We start from the raw sequence: 19,744 nt of genomic DNA on the forward strand, positions 1-19,744 counted from the left end.
CCTATTGTAACGGTAAAAGCTCCTGCACGTCGCTGATTTTTGCCAGCTTTAACAAGGTGTCAGGAACATGTTCAAGACGCAGACTAACAGATTTATTACGCGCCCGGGAGACCAGATCGATTAGCCATGCCAGCCCGGCCATATCTGCCTGGGTGACGTCAGCCAGGCTAAGTTTCAATGAATCGTGTTGCCAGAGTTCTCTTTGACTCTCCAGCACCTGAGTCAGGTTATCGCGGGTAAAAGCACCGCAGAGGCTGAACGTGCCTTGTTCAGTACTTTTCAGTCGCAATGTGCTCACGCTTCTGCCCCTTTGTTTTCATCTGGCAGGCGGATTGGCTGTTGGTTTTTTTCCTTCAGCAAAGCGATTACCGCATCAATGCCATCCTGACGAATAATCGATTCAAATTCGCTTTGCTTGCTCGACAACATGCTGATGCCCTCGGCAACCATATCAAAAGCACGCCACTCTTCAGTGCGACTGTTCTTGCGCACCTTAAACGAAATATTGATATCCGGCTTACCCTGTTCCTTTACCACAGCCCTCACCGTAACCATTTTCTCATCGGCATAGTCGCGTCCGGGTTCAAAGACAACGTCCTGATCATCATACTGAGCCATTGCCAGCGCATAGGTGGTCACCAGGTAGCTTCTGAACTCCTGAATATACTCGGGTAACTTATCCTGAGGTACAGATTTGAAATGCCTGCCCAGCACCTTCAGTGCGGCGAACTTGTAATCAACATAAGGAAGCAGCTCCTCTTTCATGATGTCCCGTAAGATTTCAGGGTTTTTCTCTATGCCAGGGCGCTCGGCTTTGATCCTGTCAAAGGTTTTAGTCGCCACTTCGGACAGTAATTGATAGGGGCTTTCAGGTTCCTGTGCCTGTACACTGAAAGTCAGGCTGAGAGCTAACACCATCACACCTTGCATCAACCATTTTACGCTCATCGATTTACTCCATTTAAAATTAAACACTGGCAATCCTGCCATTAACCTGCATCCCGGCTTAATCTCTGTTAAACAGGAACTGTCCAATCAAATCTTCCAGCACCAGTGCTGACTTGGTATCGGGGATGTAATCTCCGGGCTCCAGAGGTTCAACACCATCGATGGAAAAACCTGGCTGCAATCCCACATACTGCTCTCCTAACAGACCGGAGGTAAGGATAGAAACTGACGTCGTTTCCGGAAAACCTTTATATTCTGCAGAAATCTCCAGAGTCACGACCGGTGTATAATTTTCATTATCCAGGCTGATTTTACCTACTCTGCCAATGACGACACCGCCTAACTTGATAGGTGAGCGGACTTTAAGCCCGCCGATATTGTCAAATTTGGCCTTTAGCTCATAGGTTTCCCCATTACCCGTTATGCCCGCATTGGCCACTTTCAGGGCCAATATAAGCAGGGCTGCAACCGCCAGGGATACGAAAAGCCCCACCATTATTTCAGTTTTCCTTGAAGTCATCGTCATTCCTCTGTCATTAATTACCGAACATTAATGCCGTTAATACAAAATCCAGCCCTAATACTGCCAGCGATGAATACACCACTGTCTGCGTCGTCGCCTGCCCCATTCCTTCAGAGGTCGGGATACAGTCATAACCTTTAAAAACTGCTATCCAGGTCACCACAAAAGCAAATACAATGCTTTTAATCACGCCATTTAATACATCCTTGTTGAACTCCACAGCAGATTGCATCACTGACCAGTAACTCCCGGCGTCCACGCCTAACCAGTCGACTCCTACCACCTGACCACCTAGAATCCCTACAGCACTGAATATCAGCGCCAGCAATGGCATAGATATTAGTCCCGCCCAAAGCCTGGGGGCAATCACCCGACGCATAGGGTCAACTGCCATCATCTCCAGACTACTCAGTTGCTCTGTGGCTTTCATTAAACCAATTTCCGCGGTCAATGCAGAACCGGCGCGCCCGGCAAACAGTAGCGCAGTCACTACCGGCCCCAATTCCCGTAATAATGAAAGTGCAACCATCGGCCCCAGGCTTTCTTCAGCACCATAGTCCACCAACACGGTGTAGGCTTGCAGCGCCAGAACCATACCGATAAAAGCGCCTGACACGATAACGATCAGCAATGACTGCACACCCACCACATACAATTGCTTCATCAGCAACGGGAACATTTTCACCGGCTGCGGCCTCGCCACCAGCGCACTGAATAACAATGAAGAGGCCCGCCCTAATCCGGCCAGACCGCTTAACGTTTTGTTACCCAGTTGTGCAAACCAGTCCATCAATTTGCCTCCAGTAAGTCTTGTTCCAGGCTGTTCGCCGGGTAATGAAAAGGCACCGGACCATCGGCCTTGCCACCTAAGAATTGTTGCACCAGTTCTGACTCATGTTCGCGAATCTGATCGGGTGTGCCCTGCCCGATGACTTTCTTGTCCGCCAGAATATAGACATAATCCGCTATAGACATGACCTCTTTGACATCATGCGTGACCACGATACTGGTCAGATTCAGCGCATCATTCAGAGCTTTGATTAATTTCACCAGCACGCCCATGGAAATAGGGTCCTGACCGGCAAAAGGCTCGTCATACATAATCAGTTCAGGATCCAGTGCTATGGCCCTGGCCAGTGCTGCTCGTCGTGCCATGCCTCCCGACAACTGACTGGGCATCATCTGCGCGGCACCGCGCAGCCCCACCGCCTGAAGCTTCATCATCACCAGAATATGAATCAGCCGCTCAGGCAAATCAGAATGCTCTCTCAGAGCAAAGGCAACATTGTCGAATACTGACATATCGGTGAACAGTGCCCCGCTTTGAAACAGCATGCTCATCTGGCGTCGCACCTGGAACAAGCGGTTACGCTTCATTGATGGAATGGATTCACCTTTAAAACGAATATCACCACTGTCCGGATGTAACTGGCCACCGATCAGCTTTAATAAGGTTGTTTTACCTATGCCGCTGGGCCCCATAATCGCGGTAGTCTTACCCTTTGGGATCTGCAAAGAAATACTATCGTAGAGGCGCTTGCTACCGCGGGAAAAACTCATGTTTTCGATCGTTATCAGGTCTTCCATTCTCTAATCCGCTATTCTGGCTGTAAGACAATCCAGGTGCTCTCGCTCCGGCAGCCTGTTGTGAGGCGCATTGTACTGTTTTTCAAGGGGCAGTGAAAAAGTTAAAAAGTAATAAGTTGTGTTCTAAATATTGATACGTTCCCAGGCAGACAACGGATTAAGTTAACTCCCTGAAAGTAACATCAGACTTATTCAATGTTAGCAGACAAAGATTGTAAACGATGGCGTTTACTTTCTCAATTGCCGAGTGGACTTCAGTTCATCAATGGCATAGGAAAAGTTTGTTGTTTTTGCGACAATCCGGAACATTCCAGGTTACAGCATATAGTCTCATATGCCGCTGATACACTTTATTATCTTTATTGCTGGCTTGCTGGTATTGAGCTGGAGCGCCAGCCGCTTCGTTACCGGCGCTTCAGGTCTGGCAGCCTGCTTCGGTATCCAGCCCATGCTGATTGGTATGACGATCATGGCCATGGGATCATCAGCTCCGGAAATTCTGGTGGCCATCAGCGCGTCACTGAACGTAAACAACAATCTGGCTGTGGGCAATGCCATTGGCTCTAATATCGCCAATATCGGTCTTGTGTTGGGGGTGACCGCCTTGCTCAGGCCTATGCAGGTGGCGTCGGTGACGCTGAAACGAGAAATTCCAATGGTATTGGCTGTATCGGTCTTTGCTGCCCTGTTACTGGCCGACAGTTTTCTTTCCCGCATCGAGGGAGTGCTGTTATTGGTCTTGTTTTTTGCCACCATAGGAGCACTTATCTGGCTGTCTCTTTCCGCAGGCCAGAGCGACCCGCTGGTCCGGGAACTCACCGCCGATATTGAAAGTCATCATAAACCGATGAGATATCTGTTGTGGTTGCTACTGGGTAGCATATTGTTGCCGATAAGCGCCCACTATATGGTAGATTCCGCTACCGCCATTGCGCGCTTCTATGAAATCAGTGATCTTATCATTGGATTGACGATTGTTGCTGTAGGAACCAGTTTGCCGGAATTAGCTGCCTGTATTGCCAGTGTGGTCAAAAAAGAGCAGGATTTGGCGCTAGGCAATATACTTGGCTCCAATATTTTTAATATACTGGCAGTATTGGCCATGCCAGCCTTGATATCACCCGATAGACTGGATGCTCAAATCATGCAAAGAGATATTCCGGTCATGTTGTTGCTCACCGGCCTGCTGATTTTTTTCAGTTTTGCGATTAAAGGGAAGAGGCGGATCGAGAACTGGCAAGGTGGGCTATTACTGGCAGGATTTGTTGCCTTTCAGATCAGTTTATTTCCTTAACAAAAACAGACGACAGACAGATGAGCCAGATAAAAACACTATACGGTAATATGCCCACTTCAACTCTCGCGCGATTCTCGCAAATCCGTTTATTGGTCTGCGATGTAGATGGCATATTCTCTGATGGCCGCATTTATCTGGGCAATCAGGGCGAGGAAATCAAAGCCTTCCACACTCTCGATGGTTATGGCATTAAGGCTGTTTTAAATATTGGGATCGAGGTAGCGGTCATCACCGGCAGACACTCGCAGATTGTGCATAACAGGATGTCTGCTTTGGGCGTCAGACATATTATTCAGGGCGCAGAAAATAAGCAGCAAGCCATGACTGAACTACTGCGAAAATGCCAGTATCCACTGAACCAGGTGGCTGCTATGGGCGACGATATGCCGGATCTGGGCATGTTTGAACATTCCGGCCTGCGTCTCAGTGTACCACAGGGGCACCCCTATGTGCAGCAGCAGGCAGACTATGTCACACAGCGCTCAGGGGGGTTTGGTGCGGTCAGAGAAATCTGTGATCTATTGCTCCAGTCCCAGAATAAACTTGAACTGATTCACGGAAGCAGCACATGAAGCGGATTTATATCAGCATTGGGTTGCTGTTTTTACTGATCCTCGCGACCAACAACCTGTGGTGGCTGGATACACAGCCGCAAGAGACTGAACAACAGGATGAAGCATTTTTGCAACCCAACTATCTGGCGTCTAATATGCAAACCCGGTTGTATAATGAGCAAGGCCAGCTATCTCACAGCATCCATGCCAATAATATGGAACATTACGACTTACTTGGCTTTACCCTGTTTCAGCAGCCCCGATACAGGATCTTTGTCGCTGAAGATGAAGCCCCATGGGAAGTAACGGCTGAGCAAGGCACACTATATGAAGATAATCGTATTCAGCTGGAAACTAATGTTCGGATTATCAGTCAGGATAAAGAGGGTTTTATCCGGACTGTTACTACCAGCTTTATTGAAATCGACCTGACCGGTAAGACCATGACATCCGATCAGAGCGTCACCATTTCTGGTGAAAACTATACAATCAGTGGCAATGGTTTTTCCGCCGATCTGACCACTAAACAATTTGAACTACTGGACCATGTGCAGACAATTTATGGCAAAACAAGTTAAATTCCTGATTCTGGCCTTGCTGAGCTTTAATGCCATAGCAGTCAATCAGGATTTCGATCAGCCGATTAAAATAAAATCGGAGTATCAGACCGCTGATGGCATTAAAAAAGTGTCTGTTTTTCGCGAGAACGTCAATATCACTCAGGGCAGTCTGGAGATCAACGCTGATGAACTGGAAGTCGATGCCGGAAAGGGCAAAGGCCAAGAGACTTTCATTGCCAAAGGTACGCCGGCCAGCTATGAACAAACCATGAAAGACGGTAGCCGAATCCGTGCAGCGGCAGAGTATATTGAATACCGTGTTGAAGGCCGGATTCTGACCTTAACCGGCAATGCTGAACTACATCAGAACAACCACAGCGTGCGCGGCTCATCGATTGAATTCAACATGGAAAAAGAACAATTGATGGCACAAGGAACAGATGACGGAGATGGACGTGTGATGACCATCTTCCAGACAGAAAGCACGGTAAAAAAGCAGAAAACCCAGCAGGATGAGGAGCAGCAGGACTGATGCCAGTTTTAAAAGCCCTGCATCTGGCCAAGTCGTATAAGAATCGGCAAGTGGTACAGAATGTCAGTCTTGAAGTGGCCAGTGGCCAGATTGTGGGGCTGTTGGGTCCCAATGGCGCGGGCAAGACCACGTCTTTTTACATGATTGTAGGACTTGTGCCTATGGATAAGGGCCAGATTTTCATCGATGACAAAGAGTTAACCCTCGAACCCATGCATGCCCGTGCCCGGGCCGGTATCGGTTATTTGCCACAGGAAGCGTCGATCTTCCGGAAACTGACGGTTTATCAGAATCTGATGGCCATACTTGAAACCCGCAAGGACCTCAATCAGCGGCAGCGGGAAGAAGAAGCAGATGCGTTGCTGGATGAGTTCAATATCAATCACATCCGGACCAGCACGGGTATGAGTTTATCTGGCGGGGAGCGCCGACGAGTAGAGATAGCACGGGCGCTGTCTGCCAACCCGCGCTTCATTCTGCTTGACGAACCCTTTGCCGGAGTTGACCCTATATCTGTGAGCGATATCAAGAATATTATCCGCCATCTTCGAGACAGGGGTATTGGTGTACTGATCACCGATCACAATGTCCGTGAAACCCTTGATGTTTGCGAGAAAGCCTACATTGTTAGTCATGGGGATTTAATTGCTCAGGGTACGGCTGATGAAGTACTGAATAACAAGCAGGTCAGAGATGTATACCTGGGAGACCAATTCAAGCTATAGTTAGAGAAAATGCCGTCCGGAATGCTCATGAAGAATCAACCGGAGCACCCGTTAAACAAGGCCATCGGAACCAATATAAGAAGTAAATGAAGCCTGCATTACAGTTAAAGTTCAGCCAACAACTCACCATGACGCCTCAGTTGCAGCAGGCGATTCGTCTACTGCAACTGTCGACGCTGGATTTACAACAGGAAATCCAGGAGGCACTGGAGTCAAACCCTCTGCTTGAGTCAGAGGAGTCTGCCGATCAGAATCCTTCGGATCAAGCTGATGCCGACGACCAGGCCGGCGAAACCAGTAACAGTAAAGACAGCGACAGCATTGAAACTGGTGAGGCGCTGGAAAAACAAGAATTGCCAGAAGATCTACCCATGGATACCACCTGGGATGAGTATTACAGCGCCTCGTCTACGCCAGGTTCTTCGGCGGTCAGTGCTGCAGATGACAATATTTATCAGGGCGAAACCTCTGACAGCATTCAGGACCATCTGCTTTGGCAAATGCGCCTGACGCATTTCAGTGATACCGACCAGGCCATCGCGATGGCCATTATTGATTCCATCGATGATGTTGGCTACCTGACGGTCACCACCGAGGATATCCTGCAAAGTCTGGACAATGAAGAAGTGGAACTGGATGAAGTAGAGTGTGTACTCAAGCGCATTCAGATGTTCGATCCTGTTGGCGTGGGCAGTCGTAGCGTACAGGAATGCTTGCTGGTGCAACTGCGTCAGTTTCCTGCTGATACCCCCTGGCTGGAGCAGTCCAAGTCACTGATCCTCGAATACAGTGAGCTGCTGGCCAGCAAAGACTACCGGACGCTGATGCGCAAAGCCCGGCTTAAGGAAGATGAACTCCGGGAAGCCCTGCGTTTGTTACAGACCCTGAATCCACGGCCCGGCAGCGCCATTGCCACCAGTGAGCCTGAGTATGTGATCCCGGATGTATCTGTGGCCAAGAAACAGGGGCGCTGGACCGTCGAACTCAACCCGGACAGCCTGCCTAAGCTGAGTATAAATCAGCAATATGCGGCCATGAGTAAGAGTACTAAAAGCGCCAGTGACAGCCAGTTTATCCGCTCTCACATGCAGGAAGCGAAATGGTTTATAAAGAGCCTTGAAAGCCGCAATGATACATTGCTCAAAGTGGCCAACTGTATTGTCCAGCAGCAACATGGCTTTTTCGAATATGGCCCGGAGTCCATGAAACCTATGGTACTCAACGATGTGGCGGAAATGGTAGATATGCACGAGTCCACCATATCCAGGGTGACCACCCAGAAGTATATGCATACCCCCAGAGGCATTTTTGAGCTGAAGTATTTCTTCTCCAGCCATGTTGCTACCGAAAGTGGTGGCGAGTGCTCTTCAACCGCCATTCGTGCTCTGATCAAGAAACTGGTGGCCGCAGAGATACCCGCCAAGCCACTGAGTGACAGTAAGATTGCACAGTTGTTGGCCGAGCAAGGTATTAAAGTTGCCCGGCGAACAATAGCAAAGTACCGGGAGTCGCTGTCGATTCCCCCGTCCAACCAACGCAAAAGCCTGTTATAGGCGAACAAGAGGAAGAGGCATTATGCAAATCAACCTTACTGGACACCACGTTGAAATTACCGATTCTCTTCGAGATTACGTTGACACAAAATTTACCAAGCTGGAGCGACATTTCGATCATATTAATAATGTGCATGTCATTCTGAATGTCGAAAAGCTCAATCAGAAAGCCGAAGCAACCCTGCACCTGCATGGTGCGGAAGTCTTTGCCACCTCTGAGCACACCGATATGTACGCTGCCATTGATGGCCTGATCGACAAGCTCGACCGACAGGTAATCAAGCACAAAGAAAAAATGAAACGACACTAGAAAATAGTATTTACATGGAAATTAAAGACATCCTGGCCCCTGGCTGCACACTCTGTGCAGTTCAGGGCACCAGTAAAAAGCGCATTTTCGAAACCATTAGTGACGTGGCAAACAAAAACCTGCCCGACATTGAACTCGACCCTATTCTTACCAGCCTGCTGTGCCGCGAAAAGATGGGCAGCACCGGTATTGGCAATGGTATCGCTATTCCTCATGGTCGTCTGGCCGGGCTTGATAAGGTGATGGCAGTGTTGATTACCAGCGACGGCCCGATTTCTTATGACGCCATCGACAATCAGCCAGTAGATATTTTCTTCGCAATTCTTGTGCCTGAAGAACAGGCCCAGGGTCATTTACAGACTCTGGCCACCATCGCCGCTAAACTCAATGACAAGGATGTGGTCAAGCGCCTGCGCCACGCAAAAACAAATCAGGAACTGTACGAGGCCATAGTGTGAAACTGATTATCATCAGTGGCCGGTCTGGCTCCGGCAAATCCATTGTGCTTCGTTCTCTGGAAGATTTGGGCTACTACTGTGTAGACAATATTCCGGTCAATTTGTTGCCCACCCTTACCCATACGGTAGTGGATGAGTATGACCAGGTAGCGGTAAGCATTGATGTGCGTAATCTGCCCAAAGATCCTGAAGAGCTGGTGGAAATACTGGATTATCTGCCCTCCACCTGGGAGCTGATGGTGCTGTATCTGGACGCCAGTGATGATGTCCTGATCAAGCGTTTCAGTGAAACCCGCCGCCTGCATCCGCTGTCTAAGCGCAGCAAGTCACTCACCGATGCCATACAGTCGGAGGCGGTCTTACTGGCCCCCATCGCCGAGCGAGCTGATCTTTATATCGATACCGGGGAACTGTCTGTCCATCAGCTGGCCGAACTGGTGCGTGAGCGCATACTGGGGAAAAAAAGTTCGCGGCTGGTATTGGTATTTGAGTCCTTTGGTTTTAAACACGGTATACCCAAAGATGCCGACTATGTATTCGATGCCCGTTTTCTGCCTAACCCTCACTGGGAGCCGGAACTGAAACACCTCACCGGGTTAGATCCACAGGTGGAGAGCTTTCTCGGTTCACAGGCTATCGTCACCAAATTTATCTGGCAGATCCAGAACCTGATTTCCACCTGGCTACCGCACCTTGAGCGTAATAATCGCAGCTATGTGACCATTGCAATTGGCTGTACCGGCGGCCAGCATCGCTCCGTGTATGTGGCTGAATGCCTCGCCAGGACGTTTCGTGCTGTACACCCCGATGTGCAGATCCGACACCGGGAGCTGTCGCGGGAATGAGTTCAGATAAACTGGAAAAGATCCTGCTGATCCAGAATAAGCTCGGCCTGCACGCCAGAGCCGCCACCCAACTGGCGAAACTGGCCAATCAGTTTGATGCCGAAGTCACCCTGCATCAGGGCGATAAATCTGCTTCTGCCACCAGTGTACTTGGCCTGATGATGCTGGAAAGCAGTATGGGCAAGGAAGTCAGAGTAGTCAGCGAAGGCAAAGACGCAGAAGCGGCCATGGCCGCCGTCGAACAGCTGATTCAGAAAAAGTTTAATGAAGAGCAATGAGTGAGGCGTGAGGCGTGAGGCGTGAGGCGTGAGGCGTGAGGCGTGAGGCGTGAGGCGTGAGGCAGAAAAAGCTTGACTTAACCATCTGATATATCAACATTTTTCCTAACTCCTAACTCCTAACTCCTAACTCCTAACTCCTGACCAGTCACAAAAAAGGCTGACAACAATGTCAGCCTTTTGGAGCTGCTACTGACTTATAAAAAGCCATAGCATAGACAGTTTGTGAATATTTACACTTTGCGGCGACGGCTTAATGCCATACCGGCAACACCCAGCGCAAAAATGACCATAGTAGCAGGCTCAGAGACAGGAGTAGAACGGATTTCACGCTCCAGTTTCTGTTCTATACCAGCCGAAAAATCAGCGAAGTCTTCAGCATGAATATGGAAGGCATCGGTACCGGCAATAACGTTCTGCTGATAAAAATCCTGCAGACCGCCTTCATTACCAATGGTGATACCATTGATCACATCGATACCGGCATTCAACACAGCTGACTGACCATCCTGAACCGATATACCGTCATTCAGTGCGCCGTCACCGGACACATCCACAACCTTGCGAGAAGAAGTAAAGTCGTTAGTGGCAAACAAGCCAGCACCGAAGTCCAGCGCCGAACCGATAGCTGTCATACCGCTAAAGGCACGGGAAACATTTTCCAGCGCATCAGCAAAGGCATTGGAAGTCGCAGTACTGTCAATCAGCATCCAGTCAACCTGCACTTGCTGCTGGGTGGAACCAGACCACTCAATATATTGCACCGCAATGCTGCCAATGGCGCCGCTGGTGATTGCATCGATAATAGTGCTTGAACGAAATGCATTGGCGTAACCTGTTAATTGCAATGCATATTCACTGCTATCAACACTACCTGATACATCAGCTAATAATTGCAGTTCCAGATCTGTCTCAATAAGATCAGCCTGTGCAGCACCGGAGAGTGCACCAGCAAAAAACAACGCAGCGAAAAACTTCCTAAACATCTTTAATGTCCTTTATGTATAGAGTTAATTAAAAAGATAAAGCAGTGCAAATCCTGCACTCACGGGTAAAACCCATGCGGCATAAGCAAAAACCAAGCCAATAAATTAAACCCTTTAATTTCAATACGTTATGTTGGATGGGGTCAGTTTTTATTACACCCGTGTAAAAATAGCTGACACAAGAGCAAGATTACGTCGTTTTTTTAGAGTGCCGCACGGCCTCGCTTATACGGGTCATTTCTTCGTCGTTTAAATCCCGCCACTGTCCTGATTTCAGGTTACCGAGGGTGATATCCATAATCCGCACCCTTTTTAGTCTTGTCACTTCATAACCCAGAAATTCGCACATGCGACGGATCTGGCGGTTTAGGCCTTGGGTAAGGATAATCTTAAATACAAAACGGCTTTGCGGGATCACCTGACAGGGCTGGGTTACGGTACCCAGGATCGGCACCCCCTTGCTCATCTGGCGCACAAAACGCTCGCTGACAGGCTGGTTGACGGTAACGATATACTCTTTTTCATGGCGATTACCGGCGCGCAGGATCTTGTTCACAATATCCCCGTCTGTGGTGAGCAGAATCAGCCCTTCTGAGTCTTTATCCAGTCTGCCGATGGGAAAAATACGCTGGGGGTGGTTGATGGCGTCAACGATATTGCCCCGCACATTTCGTTCTGTGGTGCAGATAATGCCCCGAGGCTTGTGATAGGCGATATACACCCGGTCTGATTTATCGGCGGCGCTGCTGCCGATCGACCTACCATTAACCTCAACACTGTCGCCGGGAGTGACTTTAGTGCCTAACTCTGGCACAACACCGTTTATGGTGACCCGTCCCTGTTCAATCAGCTTGTCCGCTTCACGCCGTGAACAGTAGCCCGAATCGCTGATAAATTTATTCAGCCTGATCAACCTGACCTCAGTCACTTCAGTTCTCTGCCTTATTGAAAAATGACGGTCATTGTAACCTATAGCAATGACTCTAACAGCCAATACCACAGCGGCAGCGAGAGAAAACTGCAGAACAAGCCCATACCAATCAATGTCGCCACAAACCTCGGTGCCAGAGCGGCACCGATTGCCAGAGCACCGGCTGAGACCATCGGCGGCATCGCCGCTTCAAATACGGAAACCTGCATCAACAATGGCGGTGGCTGAAGCAGCCACAACGCACCCAACGCCATCATCGGCATCAGAATAAGCTTGAACAACAGAGCAAACGCCAGTGGTGCTACTTGCCCACCATCCAGTTGCAGGCGGAACTGAAATCCCACCGCAATCATCACTACCGGCACCAGCGTTGAAGCCATTGAATCCAGTAACAAGTCCAAAAACGGAGGATAACTCCAGCCTTTCAATGCCAGCCCCAACAACATCGCGACAAAGGCCGGAAATAGCAAAACTTTGGCCATCATCTGCCTGCCGGTTGGCTTATTCGCAACGGGACTAAACCAGGCCGCGAGAACAGTTGAATACGTAGCCAGGGCAAGAAATGAGCCGGCCTGATCATAAATAATGGCAAAGGGTAATCCGGTATCCCCATAAAAGGCCTCCACCATAGGAAAGCCCAGAAATGAGGTATTGCCCAGTGGCAGGATCACCAAAAGGGCGCCGATGACACCGCGTTCCCAATTCCACAGCCGCCCTGCCAGCAACACGGCCCCGACAGTAATGGCTAACAGTACCCAGGGTAGTACCGCAGGCATCCACAATTGAGCCGAAAATTCTAATAAGGGCATCTTTTGCAACACCAGCGCCGGTAATGCGACATAGAGCACATATTGGTTGAGAACAATACCGGTCTCTGCCGGAAACTGCCGAACCCGGCGCAACTGCGTGCCCACAAGCAGATAAATCAGAACGAGGAAAAAGTTTTCCATTTCAGCCTGTTGGTATGTGACATTTTGCGCTGACTTTACCTTCACTCAGTACAAATAACTAGAAAAGGGATTAAAAAGGGGCGCCGCCTTTTCAACTTCAGGCTCAGATAACTGCTGCTTTCGACGCGTTGTTCCACTAAACTATCAACAGAAAATCAATAAGTTGCCTAAGGGATCATGGAACAAGCCTTCGAGAGTCAATCTCCGTATCAACAGCTTCAGACCATTAACAATGCCTTAAGCAGTGGTATGTACGTGCATGTGCGCAAGATGCTGCACCATATGCCGGCACCGGATGTGGCGTTTTTGCTCGAGTCCACCCCGGCCAGAAGCCGTGCCGTTTTATGGCAGTTGATTGACCCCGAATTTCACGGCGATATTCTCGAAGAACTCTCAGAAGACGTTCGTAACGGCATCATCCGCCAGATGATGCCGGAAAAACTCGCCGATGCCCTCGAAGATATGGACACCGACGATCTCGCCGAGCTGCTGCGTGGCCTGCCAGATGCGATTTTCCAGGAAGTGCTGCGCTCCATGGGCGAGCAGGACAGGCAAAGAGCAGAGCAGGCGCTGTCGTTCGGTGAGGATACCGCCGGTTCAATCATGAATACCGACACGATTACCTTAAGACCCGAGGTAACCGTGGATGTGATCCTGCGCTATCTGCGCTTAAAAGGTGAGATCCCCGAAGACACCGATGCTTTTTATGTTGTTAACCGTCACGACAAGCTTATTGGTTTAGTTCCCGTGATCAGGTTGCTGACAGCCACTGCCGATACGACCGTTGAAGAACTGATGGACGAAGAAGCCGAGCGCATCCCTGCGGATATGGCCGAAGGGGAAGTCGCAAAGATGTTCGAGCGTTATAACTGGATATCGGCGCCGGTAGTGGACAGGGAAAACCATTTGCTGGGTCGTATTACCATTGATGACGTTGTCGATATTATTCGTGAGGAAGCAGAACACAGTATGATGAGTATGGCGGGTCTGGATGACGAAGAAGATACCTTCGCTCCGGTCCTTAAGAGTACTCAGAAACGTTCTATCTGGCTGGGCGTAAACCTGGTCACTGCACTACTGGCAGCCATGGTCAGCGATCTGTTCGAGGAGACCTTAAGCCAGCTCGCGGTATTGGCCATACTCAACACCATCGTTCCCAGCATGGGGGGTGTTGCAGGAAGCCAGACGCTGACTCTGGTTATCCGTGGTATGGCGCTGGGCCATGTCAGTGGCAGCAACAGCCGGTGGTTGATCGGTAAAGAACTGGCCGTTGGAGCTCTGAATGGCGTGATTTGGGCTGTGCTGATAGCCGGTGTTGTGGCGCTGTGGAAAGATGATCTGATGCTCGGTGCAATTATCGCCTTCGCCATGATGATCAATATGGTGGCAGCAGGGCTCGCAGGGGCCACCCTGCCCCTGCTGATTAAAAGGATGAAAATCGACCCGGCCCTGGCCGGCGGCGTAATACTGACCACCATCACTGACGTGGTTGGAATTTTTGCTTTTCTTGGCACCGCTACGCTATTTTTAATGTGAGGCCGGGAGATGCTTATTGAAAGCCTGTCCGTGGCCGATATAGATGCGAGTCTATGGAGCACAATCTGACACAGGGATGCATCCAAGTCAGCTAAACCAAACCACCTGAACTGGGAGAGCACCATGGGTACACCCCTGCTAATCAAAACCAAAGCCCTTTATCTGAGTATCGGCATGCTTGGCGCCGCCGTTGTCGTTATTTACGCTGTCATGCAAACCCTGGCGTTGCCAATAATACAAACTCAGGTTGAACAGCAAACGCTGCTAAGAGCAAAGGAGAGCGCCAACGCCCTAAAGGACGAGCTGAACCAGGGCCTCGTTCTGACCCAGAGTATTGCCAGTCTGGCGCAAACATTGCCGTTAGATAAAGCGTCATTTGAGCGCCTTATTCCCGCTCTTATCGATCAATACGGCAACGCCAATGTTGCGGGAGGCGGCGTCTGGCCGGAACCCGGAGCCTTTGCTCAGGACCAGACCAGGCACTCCTTTTTCTGGGCCCGGAACAATGCCGGTAAGCTGGTTCAGTCACAGGATTATAATGCTCCCTCTGGTGGCGGATATCACGACGAAAGCTGGTATACAGCAGGCCGGCAACTTAAGGCCGGTGAGTGTGCCTGGTCTGAGGCCTATCGTGATGCCACAACAGGCACCGCTATGGTGACCTGTACGGTAGCGATAAAACGTTCAGGCCGCTACTGGGGAGTCGCCACGGTTGATTTGCAGCTTTCAGGGCTTGAAGCTCTGCTGCGCAGACAGAACAAAGAGTCCCAGGGATACAGTTTTGTGATTGGCGCCAACCAACAAATCATCAGCTTTCCGGACATACGCAATACCACTCTTGGCATGCGTCGTTTAGATCAGGTCTCTGAGCAAGATGCCTCCCTCAGGCCACTGTATACCGCGGTCAGAAAAGGCGATCCGATCACTGAGCTGCCAGAGGGAGTGGTTGAAGGGGATAACGCCATGCTCGCACTGATCAATTTACCCATGCACAACATGAAAATGGGGATTGTGCTACCTGATGAGGTCGTCCGGCAACCTGTCAATAACCTCAGTGTCAGCCTGTATTCCACCTTACTGCCATTACTGGCGATCTTTGCCGCTGTTCTGAGTATCTATTCCAACAGAGTCATGCAATGGATAAACGAAACCACCGCACAAATTGAACGGCTGATCAGGGGCGGTACCTCAGCCAGTCTGAATATCGACAGAAATGATGAGATAGGCCAGTTAAAGCAGGCCGTGAACAATTATGGTGAACATCTTAACGGCCTGTTGCGTAAAATTTCGTTGGAAGCGTCAGAATCAAAGCAACGGGCAACCGAGTTGAACACCATGGCTGTTGCCCTGAAACAGCGTGCCGAGACACAATTGAGTGAGAACACCACCCTCGCCGCAGCCATTAACCAAATGGCCAGCAGCGCTGATGAGGTTGCCAGTAATACCCGTTCCACCTCACAAACCGTGGACGACGCGCAGAAGATGGTACAAAACTGCATGCAGGATGTTTCTGACAACAGCAGTGCAAACAAAGAACTGTCAGACGTATTGCAACAAACTGCTGAAATCATTCAACGACTCTCCGGTGATGCACAACAAATGGGTGCAATACTGGATGTGATTAAAGGGATTTCTGAACAGACTAATTTGCTGGCCTTAAATGCCGCTATTGAGGCGGCGCGGGCAGGTGAGCAGGGCCGCGGCTTTGCTGTGGTCGCCGATGAAGTGCGCACCCTGGCGGGACGCTCGCAGAGCTCAGCCAATGAAATTGAGACCATGATTGGACAATTGCAGGAATCGGCAAAACGAGGAGTGGATATCATTGTCAGTTCGCAATCTTTGTCTGAGGCATCGGTAGAGCGCTCTGATAAGGTGATCACCGGCTTTGAGGACATAGTGCAGGCTTTCAGTGGAATCAGTGACAAGACCTCTCAAATCGCCGTTGCTGCGGGCGAGCAGGCTAAAGTGGCTAATGAAATCCACCGCTTAGCCGAGGGCATACGAGAGAGTAATGAACTCAATTCTCAGGATGCCAATGCCCTGACAGAACTCAGTGAATCCTCGCAGCAACTTTCCAACCGTCTATATGAACTGAGTAAACAGGAACAGGGTTCCGCATAAGAATTGCACAACTGCCAACAATGGTTGGCAGTATCCCCTTCCCCCAGCGTTCGGTGTTAACCGCCAGAGCAATGTACCGGCCCTATATTTCCGGCTCCATTGAACATGGTGGTATATGCAATCGTATTTCCTCACTACAACAACTGTAAACTATAATTGTCAGTATTTTTCTGTCTGCATTTCGCCAATCAGGCTAAAATCACGTAACATACGCGGCCAATTTTTGAGCAGGTAGCCTTTGTTGTTGTTACGTCTTGTATTAACCCTGATATTTGCCGCCTCATCGGCCAGCGCTGCCCCCATGATCTGGTTAGCAGAATCCAGCCCCGGGTTTGAAAAAACCATCAAGATGGATGAACAGACCAGAGACCTTATCCTGTCAGGGCTGGATAATATTAACTTTCAGATTGAGCCCACGAATCCCAAACGGGGACTGAATCGATTACAGCACGAGTCGAACATTTGTGTCGGGGACAAAATTTATAATGCTGAGCGACAGCGCTATAGTCTTGCCAGTGCGATTCCCCAGGTGGTAGTCCCGGGATTACGTCTTTATCTGCGCGAAGAACTGGCAGTAAAAAACGGACTGAACACAGACAAATCTTCTGAGCTCAGTTTGAGCCAGCTGTTGAAAAATCTTCCGGATCTCCAGCTAGGCGTGATGCAAGGCCGTTCTTATGGTGAAATACTTGACCAGCTATTAGCTGCCCCGGCCTTGCAAAGACGTATCTGGCGACGCAGTGGCACTGACATGGGCGCAGGTTTGGTTGCCATGTTACTGAACGGACGTATCGATGCGATCTTCGAGTATCCGAATGTATTTAAACAATACAGCCAACACGTTGCCACGGAATCTCCTATCACTTACCTGAGGCTCAAAGAAACCCCGGCTTTTATTAGCGGTTACGTACTTTGTTCACGCTCAGAGGCAGGCAAACAAGCCATAGATGCCATATCAAAGAGCATTGAACAACTCTCCCGCAACCGGGAGTATCTCGATATCCATCTGCAATGGTTTGATGAGGATATGCATTCAGAGCTTACCCGGTACTATAACCGTATTTATGGAACCGCGTTTGACCTCTCTCAATAACAACCGTTGATGCGTTATCAGGGCCGCTCAATGCCCTGTTACGCATTAAAAGACGCGGATAAATGCAATCCTTCGCATGTATTTTGTCGGTGTGGTTCTTGATTACAGCCTCTGCCCTGTTTAAACCCGGCGCTCAGTCATCAATATTCTGGTCTGCCAGCCAGTTGTGCAATGACTGCATATCCAGTTTAAGAGCCTGTTGCAGCTCCTCTACCCAGTCATACACATTCTCCCACCAGGCCGGATGATCCCCCTGCTGGATCTGATTAGCGATTTTCTGCACCCGGGACAAGCCCACTGAGCCTGCCTCAGCCAGCCACATTGTATTATTTCTGTTCATTACGTTTTCATCTCCTTATAGGTTGGCCATACCTATATCCCTGAAGACTTGTCCAGTGAACAGATATCAAACCTGACAACGATTCTGTTGAGACTGTTCACTTTGTCAAAAAAGTATCCGATTTATAGCCCGAAGATTTGGTTATTAATTGATGTTTCCACAAAGCCGACAAGATAAACCAGCAGGCGCTATGATGATTAATATGGCGGCGGTAGGTCTTGCGGGAGCCACCCAGCACCTGCTGACTAGAAGGAAGAAAATTGCCCCTGCCCTGGCAGGAGGACTCATCTCACCACCATTACAGATGTAGTGTGCATCTTTGCTTTTCTGGGTACCCTACCCTTATGTTGATGCTGCCTCTGCTCTGGCTGCAGCGCTGGTCCACTTCCAGAAGAAAAACAGGGTGATGGCAATAGCGACAATCGGCAGCAGCGAGAAGTAAAAGGCACTCTGGCCATCGAAGCGGCCGAATACCAGCCCGGTAATGACTGAACCTGTGGTCCCCCCCAAAGCAGAGAAAATAACAATCAATCCGGTCATGGCTGAGTGCTGAACCTGGGGTAAAGAGGACAGCATAATCGAATTAATCGCCGGATAAATGGGCGCCATAAATAAACCTATCAGGGGGAACAAAAAGGCCGCAACCGGCGCAGTCGCCCAGCTGATTCCGGGATTGACTTCGGCCAGACCGGCCAGTGGCATAGACACCAGAATCAGCGCCGCCATGGCAATCAGACAGATATTCAGCAGCGGATACCAGCTGATAAAGCGCATCAGTTGCCCCGCACCCAGCCGGCCGATAGCCAGGCAGGCAGCAAAGATACTGGTGGCTTGCACACTCATATCCGCCGGCAGGTGCAGCACTTCATTATTAAAAGTCGGCAGCCATGTACCTATGCCCTGCTCAATCAGAACGTACAAAAAAGCCGACAGAATAAAGACTAATACCAGAGGTTTAAAAGCCAGTCTGAGCATGGCCAGGAATTCAGTCAGCGGCCGGCTTTGCTGCTCTGGTACCGGGTTGGAATAGGGGGTAAACAGAATCATCAGAAAATTCGCGCCGGCCAGTGCCGCCAGCCACCAATATACATTCAGCCATTCCATTGAACCGGGGTTACTGCCGTCGATAAAGGCGCTGAACAGCCAATAGCCTGATAGCACCCCCACCATAAACAGCCCCTCGATGGTGTTCATCACAGAGGCATGCTGCTGACGATCATCGGTGATCAAGCCCACGGTGGAATACAGCGACACCTTGACCAGCCCGAAGGCCGAGCCCACCGCCAGAAACAACAGCTTGCTCATCCAGAACTGTGGTACCAGCGGCATCAGTAAACAGGCCAGCGTAACAATGGCGGTGCCGGTGAGCATGGCCCGGCGGTAGCCGAATCTCGGCAGATAGGCGGCAAAGATAAAAGACACAAAGGCAATTGGCAGATCCTTAAAGCCTTCGAGTACGCTGGCCGCTTCCTTGCTCACGCCATAGCTGTTGATCACCTGCAGGATCACAGTGCCGACACTGTTCAGCAATATGGCAAACACAAAATAGGTAAGAAACAGCGAGTACTTGACCCTGACGCGGTTGGCAATCATAAACGGCTACCTGTATTGAACCCA

Annotated in this window: 24 protein-coding genes and 1 pseudogene; 15 read left to right on the forward strand and 10 right to left on the reverse strand. The window is 49.9% G+C overall.

The window, feature by feature from the left end; all coding sequences use genetic code 11:
- Window position 1 precedes the first annotated feature (1 nt).
- From CDA54_RS03335 to CDA54_RS03355, 5 genes are read right to left on the reverse strand one after another with little or no spacing between them, the layout of a single operon-like run.
- Entirely contained in the window at window positions 2–298 is a 297-nt protein-coding gene (locus CDA54_RS03335; protein WP_099033574.1) for an STAS domain-containing protein, read from the reverse strand.
- Entirely contained in the window at window positions 295–948 is a 654-nt protein-coding gene (locus tag CDA54_RS03340; RefSeq protein WP_373286059.1) for an MlaC/ttg2D family ABC transporter substrate-binding protein, read from the reverse strand. The genes CDA54_RS03335 and CDA54_RS03340 overlap by 4 nt, the downstream gene beginning before the upstream one ends.
- Window positions 949–1,006: 58 nt before the next feature.
- Window positions 1,007–1,468, reverse strand: a complete 462-nt coding sequence (gene mlaD, locus CDA54_RS03345; RefSeq protein WP_099033575.1) for an outer membrane lipid asymmetry maintenance protein MlaD — start codon at window positions 1,466–1,468, stop codon at window positions 1,007–1,009.
- Window positions 1,469–1,484: 16 nt separating this feature from the next.
- A complete protein-coding gene (gene mlaE, locus CDA54_RS03350) occupies window positions 1,485–2,261 on the reverse strand; it encodes a lipid asymmetry maintenance ABC transporter permease subunit MlaE (protein WP_099033576.1) in 777 nt (258 codons plus the stop codon).
- A complete protein-coding gene (locus CDA54_RS03355) occupies window positions 2,261–3,058 on the reverse strand; it encodes an ATP-binding cassette domain-containing protein (RefSeq protein WP_099033577.1) in 798 nt (265 codons plus the stop codon). Before CDA54_RS03355 ends, mlaE begins: the two co-directional genes overlap by 1 nt.
- Before the next feature lie 334 nt (window positions 3,059–3,392).
- On the opposite strand from CDA54_RS03355, the gene CDA54_RS03360 reads away from it, so the two are divergent.
- From CDA54_RS03360 to CDA54_RS03405, 10 genes are all read left to right on the forward strand, one after another.
- On the forward strand, window positions 3,393–4,352 hold the full coding sequence (locus CDA54_RS03360; protein ID WP_099033578.1) for a calcium/sodium antiporter: 960 nt from the start codon (window positions 3,393–3,395) through the stop codon (window positions 4,350–4,352).
- Between the two features lie 20 nt (window positions 4,353–4,372).
- Window positions 4,373–4,927 carry a 3-deoxy-manno-octulosonate-8-phosphatase KdsC gene (gene kdsC / locus CDA54_RS03365; protein WP_099033579.1) on the forward strand — a complete coding sequence of 185 codons (555 nt, stop codon included), beginning with the start codon at window positions 4,373–4,375 and terminating at the stop codon, window positions 4,925–4,927.
- Window positions 4,924–5,487 (forward strand): LPS export ABC transporter periplasmic protein LptC, encoded by a 564-nt coding sequence (lptC, locus tag CDA54_RS03370; RefSeq protein WP_099033580.1) that lies wholly within the window; start codon window positions 4,924–4,926, stop codon window positions 5,485–5,487. Before kdsC ends, lptC begins: the two co-directional genes overlap by 4 nt.
- Entirely contained in the window at window positions 5,471–6,001 is a 531-nt protein-coding gene (gene lptA / locus CDA54_RS03375) for a lipopolysaccharide transport periplasmic protein LptA (RefSeq protein ID WP_229748026.1), read from the forward strand. Before lptC ends, lptA begins: the two co-directional genes overlap by 17 nt.
- Entirely contained in the window at window positions 6,001–6,726 is a 726-nt protein-coding gene (gene lptB, locus CDA54_RS03380; protein WP_099033581.1) for an LPS export ABC transporter ATP-binding protein, read from the forward strand. The genes lptA and lptB overlap by 1 nt, the downstream gene beginning before the upstream one ends.
- Window positions 6,727–6,812: 86 nt before the next feature.
- Window positions 6,813–8,279 (forward strand): RNA polymerase factor sigma-54, encoded by a 1,467-nt coding sequence (locus CDA54_RS03385; protein WP_099033582.1) that lies wholly within the window; start codon window positions 6,813–6,815, stop codon window positions 8,277–8,279.
- 22 nt (window positions 8,280–8,301) lie between these two features.
- Window positions 8,302–8,589, forward strand: coding sequence for a ribosome hibernation promoting factor (gene hpf, locus CDA54_RS03390; protein WP_099033583.1), 288 nt, complete (start codon window positions 8,302–8,304; stop codon window positions 8,587–8,589).
- A 14-nt stretch (window positions 8,590–8,603) separates the two neighbouring features.
- Window positions 8,604–9,047, forward strand: coding sequence for a PTS IIA-like nitrogen regulatory protein PtsN (gene ptsN / locus CDA54_RS03395; RefSeq protein WP_099033584.1), 444 nt, complete (start codon window positions 8,604–8,606; stop codon window positions 9,045–9,047).
- Entirely contained in the window at window positions 9,044–9,892 is an 849-nt protein-coding gene (rapZ, locus tag CDA54_RS03400) for an RNase adapter RapZ (protein ID WP_099033585.1), read from the forward strand. The genes ptsN and rapZ overlap by 4 nt, the downstream gene beginning before the upstream one ends.
- A complete protein-coding gene (locus CDA54_RS03405) occupies window positions 9,889–10,170 on the forward strand; it encodes an HPr family phosphocarrier protein (protein WP_099033586.1) in 282 nt (93 codons plus the stop codon). Before rapZ ends, CDA54_RS03405 begins: the two co-directional genes overlap by 4 nt.
- Before the next feature lie 233 nt (window positions 10,171–10,403).
- Here the strand turns inward: CDA54_RS03405 and CDA54_RS03410 are convergent, their stop codons facing one another.
- From CDA54_RS03410 to CDA54_RS03420, 3 genes are all read right to left on the reverse strand, one after another.
- Window positions 10,404–11,156 (reverse strand): DUF1194 domain-containing protein, encoded by a 753-nt coding sequence (locus tag CDA54_RS03410; protein ID WP_099033627.1) that lies wholly within the window; start codon window positions 11,154–11,156, stop codon window positions 10,404–10,406.
- Window positions 11,157–11,346: 190 nt separating this feature from the next.
- Window positions 11,347–12,084, reverse strand: coding sequence for a 23S rRNA pseudouridine(2604) synthase RluF (rluF, locus tag CDA54_RS03415; RefSeq protein WP_099033587.1), 738 nt, complete (start codon window positions 12,082–12,084; stop codon window positions 11,347–11,349).
- A gap of 41 nt (window positions 12,085–12,125) precedes the next feature.
- Window positions 12,126–13,037 (reverse strand): AEC family transporter, encoded by a 912-nt coding sequence (locus CDA54_RS03420; RefSeq protein ID WP_099033588.1) that lies wholly within the window; start codon window positions 13,035–13,037, stop codon window positions 12,126–12,128.
- Between the two features lie 177 nt (window positions 13,038–13,214).
- Between CDA54_RS03420 and mgtE the strand changes: the two genes are divergently transcribed.
- From mgtE to CDA54_RS03435, 4 genes are all read left to right on the forward strand, one after another.
- Window positions 13,215–14,573, forward strand: coding sequence for a magnesium transporter (mgtE, locus tag CDA54_RS03425; protein WP_099033589.1), 1,359 nt, complete (start codon window positions 13,215–13,217; stop codon window positions 14,571–14,573).
- Window positions 14,574–14,696: 123 nt separating this feature from the next.
- Window positions 14,697–16,694 (forward strand): methyl-accepting chemotaxis protein, encoded by a 1,998-nt coding sequence (locus CDA54_RS03430; protein ID WP_099033590.1) that lies wholly within the window; start codon window positions 14,697–14,699, stop codon window positions 16,692–16,694.
- A 20-nt stretch (window positions 16,695–16,714) separates the two neighbouring features.
- Complete coding sequence (locus CDA54_RS19915) at window positions 16,715–16,843, forward strand: hypothetical protein (protein WP_268235276.1); 129 nt, start codon at window positions 16,715–16,717, stop codon at window positions 16,841–16,843.
- 92 nt (window positions 16,844–16,935) lie between these two features.
- A complete protein-coding gene (locus CDA54_RS03435; protein WP_143452251.1) occupies window positions 16,936–17,787 on the forward strand; it encodes a type 2 periplasmic-binding domain-containing protein in 852 nt (283 codons plus the stop codon).
- Between the two features lie 133 nt (window positions 17,788–17,920).
- Here the strand turns inward: CDA54_RS03435 and CDA54_RS03440 are convergent, their stop codons facing one another.
- Window positions 17,921–18,127 (reverse strand): hypothetical protein, encoded by a 207-nt coding sequence (locus CDA54_RS03440; protein WP_099033592.1) that lies wholly within the window; start codon window positions 18,125–18,127, stop codon window positions 17,921–17,923.
- A 187-nt stretch (window positions 18,128–18,314) separates the two neighbouring features.
- Between CDA54_RS03440 and CDA54_RS19830 the strand changes: the two are divergent.
- A pseudogene (locus CDA54_RS19830) lies at window positions 18,315–18,478 on the forward strand (magnesium transporter); the annotation flags it as partial.
- Here the strand turns inward: CDA54_RS19830 and CDA54_RS03445 are convergent.
- Window positions 18,470–19,720, reverse strand: coding sequence for an MFS transporter (locus tag CDA54_RS03445; RefSeq protein WP_099033593.1), 1,251 nt, complete (start codon window positions 19,718–19,720; stop codon window positions 18,470–18,472). The pseudogene CDA54_RS19830 and the gene CDA54_RS03445 overlap by 9 nt on opposite strands.
- Window positions 19,721–19,744: the final 24 nt, after the last annotated feature.

Source organism: Lacimicrobium alkaliphilum (genome assembly GCF_002591895.1).
In the GTDB taxonomy this organism is placed as follows: domain Bacteria; phylum Pseudomonadota; class Gammaproteobacteria; order Enterobacterales; family Alteromonadaceae; genus Lacimicrobium; species Lacimicrobium alkaliphilum.